The 12,900-nt window shown below is 33.6% G+C and carries 9 protein-coding genes and 1 pseudogene; all 10 read left to right on the forward strand.

Annotated features, from left to right (window positions below):
- Window positions 1-52 precede the first annotated feature (52 nt).
- The 10 genes and pseudogenes from J2Z26_RS16475 (at window position 53) to J2Z26_RS16525 (ending at window position 12,898) form a co-directional block, all read left to right on the forward strand.
- The gene (locus J2Z26_RS16475) at window positions 53-2,791 is read left to right on the forward strand and encodes a TnsA endonuclease N-terminal domain-containing protein (RefSeq protein WP_193534431.1); all 2,739 of its coding nucleotides are present in this window, start codon (window positions 53-55) and stop codon (window positions 2,789-2,791) included.
- Window positions 2,792-2,793: 2 nt separating this feature from the next.
- Window positions 2,794-3,951, forward strand: a complete 1,158-nt coding sequence (locus tag J2Z26_RS16480) for an ATP-binding protein (RefSeq protein WP_193534430.1) — start codon at window positions 2,794-2,796, stop codon at window positions 3,949-3,951.
- An 18-nt stretch (window positions 3,952-3,969) separates the two neighbouring features.
- Window positions 3,970-5,337, forward strand: coding sequence for a TniQ family protein (locus J2Z26_RS16485; protein WP_193534429.1), 1,368 nt, complete (start codon window positions 3,970-3,972; stop codon window positions 5,335-5,337).
- A 916-nt stretch (window positions 5,338-6,253) separates the two neighbouring features.
- Window positions 6,254-7,174 (forward strand): ABC transporter ATP-binding protein, encoded by a 921-nt coding sequence (locus J2Z26_RS16495; protein WP_193534428.1) that lies wholly within the window; start codon window positions 6,254-6,256, stop codon window positions 7,172-7,174.
- Window positions 7,175-8,125: an ABC transporter permease gene (locus tag J2Z26_RS16500; RefSeq protein ID WP_193534427.1), complete on the forward strand. Its 951-nt coding sequence runs from the start codon at window positions 7,175-7,177 to the stop codon at window positions 8,123-8,125.
- Window positions 8,126-8,145: 20 nt separating this feature from the next.
- A pseudogene (locus tag J2Z26_RS16505) lies at window positions 8,146-8,846 on the forward strand (response regulator transcription factor).
- Window positions 8,843-10,219, forward strand: a complete 1,377-nt coding sequence (locus tag J2Z26_RS16510) for a sensor histidine kinase (protein ID WP_193534426.1) — start codon at window positions 8,843-8,845, stop codon at window positions 10,217-10,219. Before J2Z26_RS16505 ends, J2Z26_RS16510 begins: the two are co-directional and overlap by 4 nt.
- Before the next feature lie 172 nt (window positions 10,220-10,391).
- Complete coding sequence (locus tag J2Z26_RS16515; RefSeq protein WP_193534425.1) at window positions 10,392-11,798, forward strand: ATPase domain-containing protein; 1,407 nt, start codon at window positions 10,392-10,394, stop codon at window positions 11,796-11,798.
- 11 nt (window positions 11,799-11,809) lie between these two features.
- Complete coding sequence (locus J2Z26_RS22450) at window positions 11,810-12,256, forward strand: response regulator transcription factor (RefSeq protein ID WP_319638007.1); 447 nt, start codon at window positions 11,810-11,812, stop codon at window positions 12,254-12,256.
- Between the two features lie 165 nt (window positions 12,257-12,421).
- Window positions 12,422-12,898, forward strand: coding sequence for a chemotaxis protein CheW (locus J2Z26_RS16525; protein ID WP_193534424.1), 477 nt, complete (start codon window positions 12,422-12,424; stop codon window positions 12,896-12,898).
- The last annotated feature ends 2 nt before the right edge of the window (window positions 12,899-12,900 follow it).

The following is a 12,900-nucleotide window of genomic DNA, read 5'->3' on the forward strand; positions in this document are numbered from 1 at the left end:
AATTGTCGAAAAATTCAGATATATAGTAATAGTGCCAAGGATGGTGTGATTTATGAATAATATAAAACTTGAAAAATGGTTACAGGATAAAGGGATTCCTAATGACGGTATGAAACAAATTCAAAATGTAAGACGATCTGAACCATCAAGAAAAGTGAAGAGCAATGGTAAAAATGTTCCAGGCTTTTATCCCAGTAAAAAAATGGGTCTTACTATACAATTTGAGAGTCATAAGTTAGAGCTTGCTGGAATTTACGAGAAAGAACACGATCCAAACGTGATTGAATACTATGACCAACCCCCTTCATTTACAATTAGATATCAAGATAAAGAAGGGAAAAATAGAGGGCATAGATATACCCCAGATTTTTTTGTTATTGAGGAAGATTGGATTGGATGGGAAGAATGGAAGACTGAGCAAGAATTAATTGTTTTATCTCAAAAAAATCCGAATAGGTATTCAATAGATGAAAGTGGAAATTGGAGATGTCCACCTGCGGAAAAACACGCAAATGAATGTGGACTATCCTTTAGAATTCGTTCTTCTAAGGATATTGATTGGACATATCAACGAAACATAAGGTTTTTAGAAGATTACTTATTAGAGCAGACCCCAAACATTTGTGATGAAACCTCAAGTATTATAAAGAAGATAATTGGAGATAAGCCTTCCATCTCACTTGATGAACTTCTTTCAAATCAAAGCACATTTGATGCGGATGATATTTATACAATGATGGTTTTAGATGAGATTTATGCTGATATAACTAGATATTTAATAATTGACTTTGATAAATTTCCTCTATTTCTTAATAAGGAAGCGTTTATTGCCTATCAAAATATGAAAAGTGCATCAAACACTCTTCCTTTTAAGCCTATTACCCTTGATATTTCAGTTGGTAATAAGATTCAATGGGATTCTAAGATATGGAGAATTATTAATATAGGAGAAAGTGTAATCACCCTGCTTAGTCAATTTGATGAACCATCTGAGATTCCAATGGTTGTATTTGAGGACTTAATAATAAAAGGTTCAATATCCGAGATTCAGTTCAATAATGAGCTGGAAACAGAAGAGGAAATTACAGTGCTAAATATGATTAGGCAAGCTGGTGAAAAAGATTTAGAGGATGCAAATAAAAAATACTTTATTGTAAAAGGGCTATTAGAAGGAAGAAGTTTATCTGAATATGATATACCAGATAGAACGCTAAGGGATTGGATGAAAAAGTATAAGGATGCAGAAAAGGTTTATGGAAATGGTTATGTCGGTTTACTCCCATTGAGGCATCGTCAAGGAAATAGAACACGTAGATTACCCTTAGATGTATTAGAATTAATGGATGAATATATCGAAAATGATTTTGAAACAATCATACAAAAGAACAGTCAAACCGTATTCAATGCCTTTAGAGAAAAGTGTATAGCTAAGGGGTATTCTCCTCCAAGTTTTAAGACATTCTGCAGACGAATTAAAGACCGACCTATAAACTTACAGATAAAGAAAAGAAAGGGAACAAAGGCTGCTTATAATACAGAGCAAGTGTATTATGAATTATCCCTGACTACTCCTAGACATGGTGATAGACCATTTGAAATATGTCATATTGATCATACCGAGTTAGATATAGAGTTAATTTGTTCCGAAACTGGTGGAAGTCTTGGGAGACCTTGGATTACCTTCTTAGTAGATGCATTTTCAAGAAGGATTCTTGCCTTCTATTTAACCTTTGATGAACCGAGTTATAGATCATGTATGATGGTTTTACGTGAATGTGTTAGAAGATATTCTAGAATGCCCTCTATGATAGTGGTAGATGGAGGGAAGGAATTCCACAGTGTATATTTTGATACACTAATCGCAAGGTATAAAGGTAAGAAAATAGTTCGTCCAGGAGCGAAACCAAAGTTTGGTTCGGTTTGTGAAAGACTATTTGGAACTACAAACGAAATGTTGATCCATAATTTAATGGGAAACACCCAGATTATGAAAAATGTTAGGCAGATTACTAAAGAGGTGAATCCCAAGAAACATTCGGTATGGAACCTCGAAGAGTTATATCTTATTTTTATTAAATGGTGTTATGAGGTATATGACACAACTCCGCATAGTTCACTTGGAGAAAGTCCAAGAGAATTATATGTCAGGAGAATTGCAAAAACTGGTTCGAGGAAAAATACTTATATTAAATACGATGAAACCTTCAAAATGTTAACCTTGCCAACTACTAAAAAGGGAACTGCTAAAGTTGTTGTTGGTCAAGGTGTGAAGATAAATTATTTTTATTACTGGGCTGAAGTCTTCCTACATCCTGATGTAGAGGGAGAGAATATTCCTATAAGATATGATCCATATAATATTGGGATTGCTTATGCGTATGTTAATAATTACTGGGTGATGCTAAATTCCGAGAATTTTAGTACTTTAGCTAACAGAACAGAGAAAGAATTAAAAATTGCTACTGCTGAACTTAGAAAAAGGAAAAGACAATTCGGTCAAAAAAAGCAAATTTCAAGCAGCCAAATTGTTAAATTCCTTCAAAGTGCTGAGGAATTTGAACAAATGCAATTACAAAAATTGAAAGATAAAGCAGTACAGAGAACATTTAGGGTTATCGAGGGAGGAAATCAAAAACAAGATGATATTGTTATGAAAAAAAATAATACAAAAGAAGAAAAACAGGAAACAGCAAGCTCAAACAGAGGAAAAAATGAGGTGATAACCCAATTATCTGATGTTGTAAAATTGATGAAAGAACAGAATTCATTCCAAATATATAAGGAGCTTTAATAATGATGGAAAGGTTATTTCCGGAAGAGTTGTTAAACAGTACTCCAGCCGAAAAATCAAACTATTTTAAAATGCTAACTGTATCGCATCCTGCTTTCGAAGAAGCATATAACGATTTACTCGACCGAATTTATAGAGGAACTGAAAATTCTATTATCTTAGTCTATGGACCAACCGGTGCAGGGAAGTCAACATTAATTAAAAAGGTTAAGGAAAAGATCATTAAAGACAACTTATCCGTATTAGACAAGGATAAAGGATTGATACCATATTTGGCCGTAGAATCAGTGCCTCCAGACTCAGGAAGTTTTGATTGGAAAGATTTTTATTATCGTGCCCTTATAGAAGCAAATGAGCAATTAATTGATTATAAAATTCTACTAGAAAATAAGAATATGGATAAGAAGGTTAAGGATGAAAACAGGTCGGCTCTAAGAAGATCATTAGAGAATGTACTAATTTATAGGAAACCTAAAGCATTTATTATAGATGAGGCTCAGCATATAACCATGACTATAAGTGGAAGGAATCTTAGGAACCAAGTTAACATATTAAAGTCACTGGGGAATATCACTAAGGTTCCAATCATTTTGACAGGAACTTATGATTTACTAGCATATCGTGATTTAAACGGTCAAACGATAAGAAGAGGTACGGATATAGAGCTTAGAAGGTACCAAGCTAATAACCAAAGTGACATCGAATCATTTATTAATGTTCTTTTAGCTTTTCAGAAGCACTTACCATTAGAATTAGAACCAAATTTAATTGATTATTGGGATTACTTTTACAGTAGGACAATAGGTTGTGTTGGTATTCTCAAAGATTGGTTGTACCTTACTCTTCAGTCTAGTTTAAGAGCTAACCCATTAACAAAAACCCTTGAATTAACGGACTTCAAGAGATATGAACTATCTTCGGAAAGGTGTATGAAACTGCTCACTGAAGCATCTTATGGTGAAAGTAAACTTAAAGTCAGTGATGCCGCAGATTTGGAGTTATATCAAAAACTGGGTCTAGTCCAAATTGAACAAGAGAATGAAGTGACCGTTGATGAAAATGTTAAAAAAAGAAATAAAAGTAATAAAAAGGGTCGACCAGTTGGGCAAAGAAAACCAAAGAGAGATCAAGTAGGTAATACTATGGCAGATGCACAATAAGTTTTAAGGGAGGAAGCAATGGAGAGAAATTATCAGGGCATTAAGAAAAGAAGTGCTTTTTTTAACATTCCTGCTATAGGTGTCTATACAAAGGATATTGAATGCCTTACAAGTTATATATCTCGCCTTTGTGAATTGCATAATATTACTGTAGGTGTTTTTGTTGAAAAAGTAATCTTCCCTCAAACTCCAAAACAAAAGTTACTTTCAAAAACAGGTAATCACTTTGGTAAAAAGTCGGCTGCATTAAATAATTCGCATGCTTCTGCAAAAGAAATAGTCAGGATAATAAAGATATTGACAGGAAATAAAATTGTTAACTTACTAACACTAGTAGACTATAATTCGGTATTTTCTAAATTTGAGCTAGATGGGGTAAAAAAATGGTGTCCTCGCTGTCTGGAGGATTGGGAAAAGTCTCGTGAACCTCTGTATTCGAAGTTATTATGGTGTTTTAAGGAAGTTAAGGTTTGTATAGAACATAGGTGTATGTTACTCTCAAGTTGTTTTAAATGCGATACTCTTCAATTACCTATTCATGCAAAAGGGCGAGAAGGATATTGTCAAAAGTGCCAAGTATTTCTGGGAGAAGGAGCGGCAAACTCTCTTACTAAAGAAGATGATTGTTTTCTATGGAATGAATGGCTTGTAAAGAACATTGGTGAACTAATATCTTTAGACACTATGGAAAGAAAAGTCATTAAAAACAACAAAGACTCAATTCATACATTTCTTAATGAAATAAAGGAAAGAACTGGATTAACTAAAAATTTAATTGCCAAGGAGGGGAAATTTGACCCAGGGAATTTTTGTTACTGGCAAAGAGGTGAAACCAAACCTAGTTTATTAAGTCTTTCAAGGTTGTGTTATATGACTAACACATCTCTCTTGGATTATTTTACAGAACAATACCTATTGAAACCACCATTGAAGAGATTACCAAAGTACTTAGAATCCCCCAAAAACGTAAATAAGAGTAAATATAAGGATGAAGAGTTGAAAAAAATTCTTAAAATTATAATCGCGGAGAATGTTTCTGAACCACCCTCACTATCACAAGTGGCAAGGTCATTGGGTTATAAAAAACCTGAAACTATTAAACTTAGGTTCCCTCAAGAGTGCGATATAATAATAGATAGATACCAGTCACATAGGGCTAAAGCGACTAAAGAAAAGAGAATAAACATAAAAAATGATATACGGAGAACTATATTGGAACTAATTGATCAGAATATATATCCATCATATACAAGTGTTGGTGAATCACTAAAAAATCCATCTCTATTTAGGAATAATATCTACAAAGAAATGGTTAAGGAAATTTTTAATGAGCTAAATATCATTCCAAGACCAAGATATTATGGTGGATCTAGGAGCATGAATTAATCTTAATAAAGTTTAAATGAATAATAAGTATGGAATCCAATCGAGAGGACATACTTATTATTCGTTTAACAACCAAAGTTATGAATTATTTCTGAAGGATGGAATCTTTATGTAACATCTAACTTACCCAAATTACTGCCTAAAATAAAATAATGGTTCCATATTATTGCCTAAAGTACAAAGTTAGGTGAGTTTTTGGAAACGTAGTGTATGTTATTTTGCTAAAAAACAATGAAGTTTAGGAATTTATGATACAGGCATCTCTTGCAACATAAGGGTTGGCAATATTATGGGTAATAAAATGGCAAAAATATAGTTCAAGTGACATCTTTTTTAGATTTGGAAAAATTTATCTTCGAAACTTAGTTTTTTTCTTAAACTTTCCACACTATACTTGCCATTACGCGGAGTGACCTTCTCGTAATTATCCAATATCCACAAAGCTCTATTTCTCTTTTTATCAACTCTAAGATAGACGGATATATTCTTAAGAATGTATAACACCATTTCTTTGTTTTTAATAGTTAAAGTGAAGGAATCCTTATGGCGCTCAGGGTTGTAATTTTTCTTACTCGAAATGGCTCCTCCAGTTAAACTCTGAATATAAAGTAATAGCTCACAATCGGTTGATGCAATTGTTATACAAGGTCTACGATGTTCACATTTATGTATTCTAGTAAGTGTTATCGTTCCTTCACCGTCAATTATCCCTGCTAAATATGCTGCCTACCAATTCTGCATCTTAAACACATCCTCACTATTATCATTAAAAGTGGAACAAATGTTCTTGTATTGATTATACTTCTACTACATGGAAATTTCTATTTCATTTTTTTAATACTTTTTTAATAATTTCATAATCCGCTTATAAGACCTCCTGGGCATAATAGCCTTAGATAACAAGGGAGGGATTAGGATGAACAAACAAACTGTGGTCGAGTTGATAAATGTTAAAAAACGAATTGGAAAAAGTGAGATTATTAAAGGCATTTCACTTAAGGTGTATCCAGGAGAAGTATTTGGTTTTTTAGGGTCAAATGGCGCTGGTAAAACAACAACGATTAGAATGATGGTCGGTTTAATGGATATAACAGAGGGAGAGATTTTGATAAATGATTTAAGTATCAAGAGCAACTTCGAAAAAGCGATAGCTCATGTAGGAGGAATCATTGAAAATCCTGAAATGTATAAATTTATGTCTGGATACGATAATCTTGTTCATTACGCTAGAATGGCACCGACTAGGATATCACAAGAACGAATGAATGAAATTGTAAACCTAGTGGGACTGGAAAAAAGCATTATGAAGAAAGTTGGAAGCTACTCATTGGGGATGCGTCAAAGATTAGGGCTAGCTCAAGCTCTTCTCCATTCGCCTAAACTTTTAATTTTGGATGAGCCTACTAATGGACTAGATCCAGCGGGTATAAGAGAGATTCGAAATTACATCAGACGCATTGCTCATGAGGAAAACATAGCTGTGTTTGTCTCAAGTCACCTTTTATCAGAAATGCAATTGATGTGTGACCGCATCGGAATTATACAGCATGGAAAGTTAATTAGTGTTGAAACTGTTGGGGATTTCGTAGGTTCTTCGGTAAAGGAGAACACAAGTTTTTACGTAAAAGAAGTGAAAAAGGCAGCGGAAATCATTAAGTCAAACTTTGAAAAATTGGATGTGAAAAAAGGACAAGACTTTGTTAGCTTAACGGTCGAAAAGGATCAAATAGCAGATATAAATGAGGTATTGGTAAAAAACAATATCAAGGTCTATGGAATCACATCGACCCAAACAACCTTAGAGGAAAAGTTCTTAGAAATAACGGAGGGGAAATAGATGACGACATTACTGAATTTGATAAGAAATGAAAACATGAAGCTGTATAAACGAACAGGAACATGGGTAATGGTTGGAATCATTGTGTTAGTTGTTTTAGGCTTGGGTTTATTTTCGAAGTTTGTTTTAGATTCAACGATTAATACAAACTGGAAAGAGGAACTAATTGCGGAAAATGAACAATTACAACAAACTGTTGCTGCAAGCCCATTAATGGGAGTTGGTGAGAATTACGTAAAGCAACAGATTGAAATCAATAATTATCGAATTGAAAACGATATTCCTCCAGTTCATTCCGAATCATTATGGGGTTTCATGATTGATACAACAAACTTTACAGGATTGGCTGCATTATTTACGATTGTTATTGCTGCAGGGATTGTAGCTAGTGAATTTTCATGGGGAACAATTAAGCTACTATTAATAAGACCAGTAAGTCGCTCAAAAGTTCTGTTATCAAAGTATATATCAACCCTTTTATTTGCATTTTTTAACTTAGGCTTATTATTTGGTTTCTCATTTATTGTTGGTAGTTTGTTGTTTGGTTTTGAAGGAGCTGAACAACCCTATTTAGTTTATACTGATGGTACAGTGATTGAAAAGAATATGATTACCCATATTATTAGTCTCTTAGGCATCAATAGTATCGACCTTCTTATGATGGCAACATTGGCCTTTATGATCTCAACTGTGTTTCGTAGTAGCTCCTTGGCTATTGGTATTTCAATTTTTCTAATGTTTACTGGACCTCAAATCGTACAATTATTAAGTAAGTATGAGTGGGTTAAGTATGTTTTATTTGCCAATACTAATTTTCAACAGTATTTTAACGGGATTCCATTGGTAGAGGGGATGAGCATTACCTTCTCTATTATTGTATTATGTGTATACTATGTTGGCTTCATTGCACTTACATGGATTATCTTTAAAAAGCGTGATGTAGCAGCATAAAATGAACAAAGGCGGTCTTTATGGATAATGAAAAAATACTAATTGTAGAAGATGAAATAGAACTTGGGGAGCTAGTAAGAGATTACCTGTTAGTAGAAGGCTATCAGGTAATACTTGCCCATGATGGGGAGGAAGGAATTCGAAAGTTTCACGAAAATCAACCGATCATGGCAGTCCTTGATATTATGCTCCCAAAACTTGATGGGATTGAGATTTGTCGTAGGATCAGGCAAGAATCTACTATTCCCATTCTAATGATGAGTGCAAAGAAAAGTGAAACAGATAAAATCATTGGTCTTGGTATGGGGGCTGATGATTATATTACCAAGCCATTTAGTCCTGGGGAGTTAGTGGCGAGAATCAAAGCACATCTTCGTCGATTTCAGACATTTTCATGGCAAAAAGAAGCGACCACTCATATCGTCCAGTTTGGAGATTTAAAATTAGATAATAAAAGGTTCGAGGTTTTTGTAAGAGGGGAGAAGGTAGATTTATCAGCAAAAGAATTTCAGTTGCTTCATCTACTTGTTTTAAATAGAGGACAAGTCTTCTCTAAGGAGCAAATATATGAAAAATTTGGGGCTATGGCCACTTCGGAGATTTAAATACTGTGACTGTTTATATTCGAAAAATCAGAGAGAAAATTGAAGTCGATTCATCAAATCCACAGTATCTTCAAACGGTATGGGGAATTGGCTATAAATTTAATGATTCGTTATGAAATCTAGCTTGAAATCAAGGCTAATCGTAGCTTTTTTATCTATTATTATTGTTCCTCTCCTTACAGTGTTTATCTCATTGTACATTGGCTCAGTCTACCTAGAAAGAGGTGGAGAAGATGAACTAGATACATTATTTACTGAGGTAAAGCAAGAGATAATAACGAATGAACCTGTCCTTCCTGATACAGAACTCTTTTATACAAACATCAAACCATTATTAGAACGTTATGATATTAATATGGTAATCTCTACAGAATCAGATGTTCTACTTTTTGATTCGAAAATGTACAGCCCTGCTGATAATATGAGAGAATTGCCAATCAATATCAATGCTTTTGAGGTTAAGGTACAGCCGAAAGTCAATGAAGTATGGATAGCAGAAATTGAAGCAAACTCATATGACCGAGAGCCCTTTAATGTTTTAAGAAATATTCTATATGTTCTTTTTATTAGTGTAGGATTCGGGATTCTTGTCATGTTAATCCTTATTGTAGTCTGGACTTGGTATATTTCAAGGACCATCCTTCTTCCTTTAAAGAATATTTACCAAGCAACTGAGGAAATGAGAGAAGGGAATATGGACTTTCCTATCCACTATAAGAGAAGAGATGAGCTTGGCAGATTTATTGAGGGTTTCAACTTAATGCGTCAGAATTTAAAGGACTCCTTTATCAAACAAAGGCAATATGAAGATGCTAGAAAAGAACTAATCGCAAGTATATCTCATGATTTACGTACACCACTGTCTTCTATTAAAGGCTATGTAGAAGGCCTTAGGGATGGAATTGTTCAAAATGAAGAGATGAAGTCCAGATATCTAAAGGTCATTCATGAAAAAACAGATCATCTTGATAAGCTAATTGAAGATTTGTTTATGTATTCAAAAATGGAAGCAGAAAAACTACCCATTAATAAGGAACTGGTTCGTACTGGAGAGTGCTTTGAGGAGTTATTTGAAAAGTATCAATTTGATTTGAAAAATAGAGGGATTAACATGTCCTACACTCTTCAAGTTACTTCAGCAGAAATTCTCATTGATCCAATAAGAATAGAACAGGTATTCAGCAATTTAATTGAAAATGCTGTACGTTATGGTAGTGATGAGATAATAATTGAAGTTCAAGAAGACCCGATAATCAATAGTGTTGTGATTAGAGTAAAAGATAACGGACAAGGAATAGAACCAAAAGACTTAGCTTATATATTTAATCCGTTTTATCGAGGTGAAAAATCGCGGTCAACTAAGCTAGGGAGTTCAGGGCTAGGACTATCTATTGTGAAATATATCATAAATGCACATGATGGAAATATCAGTGTTAAAAGTGAGATTGGAAAAGGTAGTGTCTTTGTATTTACCATTGGGTTGCTGTAAGTATATTAAAATGTTTGATAGCTAAGAACAGTAAGAGCTGTAGGATTATTTTCTACAGTTCTTTTTAGTGCAAAAATAATTGCTAGTATTTACTGTCTACTACTTTTAAGTTGAAAGTGTTAAGATTATTACTGGGAGATGTAGAAATATGTCGAATGGGAGGGGGAGTCAAGTGAATATTAAGAGTGGTGTTAAGGGACTTGATTTCATACTGCAAGGTGGTATTCCCTTGCATTCTAGCGTTCTGTTAGAAGGCTCCCCAGGAACGGGAAAAACAACATTAGGTATACAATTTCTTGTTGAAGGAGCAAAAAATAATGAGCCTGGAATTTATTTGTCCTTTGAGGAATTCCCAAGCCAAATCTATCAAGATATGAAGCCATTTGGTTGGAATTTGGATCAATATGAGGATAATAAATTAATTAGAGTCATTGGAATATCTCCGGAAACGATAGTTAAAGATATGTTAAATCCTGATGGACTATTTGAAAAGCTCATTAATGAATTGGGCTGTAAAAGGTTAGTCCTGGATAGTTTAAGTGTGATAAATTATTTGATTCGGGATGAATATGAATTGCGTAGCTCAGTTTATACATTTCGTAACATTTTACGTAAAAAAGGAATAACTTCGTTAATTATTACGGAGGAAAATGACAATAATTGCTTTGAACATTACATCTTTGATGGAGTTATAAAGCTAAGGAAAACCGATATTTTAGAGGGTGTTCCACAGAGGACAATAGAAATTCTGAAAATGCGAGGAGCAGATTTCATACAAGGTAGTCACACTTATCGTTTAACAAATAATGAAGGTGTATATCTTGTACCTATGAACCGCAATATCAGAAATATTCCATTAGTTGGTACAGAAAATATTCCAACGGGTGTGAAGGGAATAGATATGATCCTAGGTGGGGGAATTCCTAAAGGTGAAATTTATTTAATCGATGTGGATAGTCATTCGAATTATAAATATATACTTATAGCCTTAATGGTAAATCAGCTAAAACGTGGAGATAAAGTGTTTGTTTTATTACCTGATGATTTAACAATATCGTTATTAAGTAGCTTTTTTGAACAATACGGACTTCAACTATATAATTTAATAAAAAAACAAGATTTACTTATTATAGACCAATTTAACCGCATAACTGATAAAGAACTGCATCCTTATATTCTAAAGGTAGATGAACTATCAAATGAGGAGTTCAGTAACTTTATTCAGAAGAATATCAGAAATATCCTATTGGAACGAAAAAATAAGGGAGAAAACTGGCTAATTATATATGATATGAATGCAGCTCTTCATCTAAGAGGAGAACAGTATATCAAGAACATCCTTCCTTTAGTAACATCTATTACCCGAGGCCTAGAATTTACCTCTATTAGGATATGCAACACCAGGGAAACTTCCACTGTAACCTCTGAGCAGATAAAACGAAAATCTACAGGAATTATTAAAATATGGTCAGATAGTAAGTATCAATATGTTAAGGTTGACAAATCACCAAATGGCTTTACATCTAGGCCATATATAATGGAAGAGATAGAAGAGCAGCCTTATTTTAAATTTGTGTAAAAGGTGATTAAATGGAAAGGTACAATAAAGTTCTTAAAGACGAGTGTATTCAGTACTTTAGCTCTAACCCATATTCTGTTGAAACAATATTAAGTGTTAGCAGAAGAATTGGTAGAGATAAAGATATTTTAGGACGTACATTAGAGTCTTTGAGTAAAGAGATGTTTATCAATAAAGTTGAATTGAACGGTGAATACTATTACTCGTTATCTACCACACCAATTCCCTCAAAAAAAAATGAGTATCCCGAAAGTTACTTAAATGACTTTAAACTCCTCACTTCTCGCGAAAAAGAGGTATTTTATCAGTTAGTAGATGGCCATTCTAATGGCCAAATTGCCCAGAATTTAATTATTTCACCAGATACGGTTAAAAATCATATTTCAAATATATACCGTAAACTAAAAGTTAATGATCGAGTAAGCCTCATAAAGATGTATTTCGTCAATATAGAATAAGTACAGTGCCTCTTCGATTGGAAGGGGTATTTTTTTATCTAGGAAGTTATGACTAGACATCTTTTTTTTTGAAAAAAAGATAGGTAAGAAAGGTGATAGGTTTATATCCATTTATATTACAAAATAGGACTATACAACTAATAAATAGCTATGGGAGGATACATTATGGAAAGTTTTGATCATCAGAATATGCTAAAAGTTGTGGTTTTTAAAATTGGTAATGAAGAATATGGGTTGTCAATTGATCAGGTAGTGTCCATTGAAAGGATGCAACAAATTACAACCGTACCTAAAACTCCAGATTATGTTAGAGGGATCACAACTATTAGAGGATTAGTGACACCCGTTGTTGATTTACGTAAGGTGATGAATGTAGATACACATGATAGTGAATATTCACGTCTAATTATTGTGAAAATTGAGGAGCAGTCCATAGGTTTGGTAGTAGATTCCGCAACAGATGTGTTAGATATCCCAAGTGAAACAATACAGCAACCTAACCTCTCAACCTCGGATACCGACTATCTTCTAGGTGTCTCAAAGCTTAATAACCGCTTGATTTTACTAGTACATACTGAATTTCTTTTAAAGAATCTTTCAAGTATCCAGGAAATAAAAGAATTAGTTACTAATCATGAATAAGG

This window comes from Cytobacillus luteolus (assembly GCF_017873715.1).
GTDB classification, from domain to species: Bacteria; Bacillota; Bacilli; order Bacillales; family Bacillaceae_L; genus Bacillus_BV; species Bacillus_BV luteola.

Coding starts and splice junctions, on each gene's coding strand:
- J2Z26_RS16475 (WP_193534431.1), top strand. CDS start 53: ATGAATAATATAAAACTTGAAAAATGGTTACAGGATAAAGGGATTCCT.
- J2Z26_RS16480 (WP_193534430.1), top strand. CDS start 2,794: ATGATGGAAAGGTTATTTCCGGAAGAGTTGTTAAACAGTACTCCAGCC.
- J2Z26_RS16485 (WP_193534429.1), top strand. CDS start 3,970: ATGGAGAGAAATTATCAGGGCATTAAGAAAAGAAGTGCTTTTTTTAAC.
- J2Z26_RS16495 (WP_193534428.1), top strand. CDS start 6,254: ATGAACAAACAAACTGTGGTCGAGTTGATAAATGTTAAAAAACGAATT.
- J2Z26_RS16500 (WP_193534427.1), top strand. CDS start 7,175: ATGACGACATTACTGAATTTGATAAGAAATGAAAACATGAAGCTGTAT.
- J2Z26_RS16510 (WP_193534426.1), top strand. CDS start 8,843: ATGAAATCTAGCTTGAAATCAAGGCTAATCGTAGCTTTTTTATCTATT.
- J2Z26_RS22450 (WP_319638007.1), top strand. CDS start 11,810: ATGGAAAGGTACAATAAAGTTCTTAAAGACGAGTGTATTCAGTACTTT.
- J2Z26_RS16525 (WP_193534424.1), top strand. CDS start 12,422: ATGGAAAGTTTTGATCATCAGAATATGCTAAAAGTTGTGGTTTTTAAA.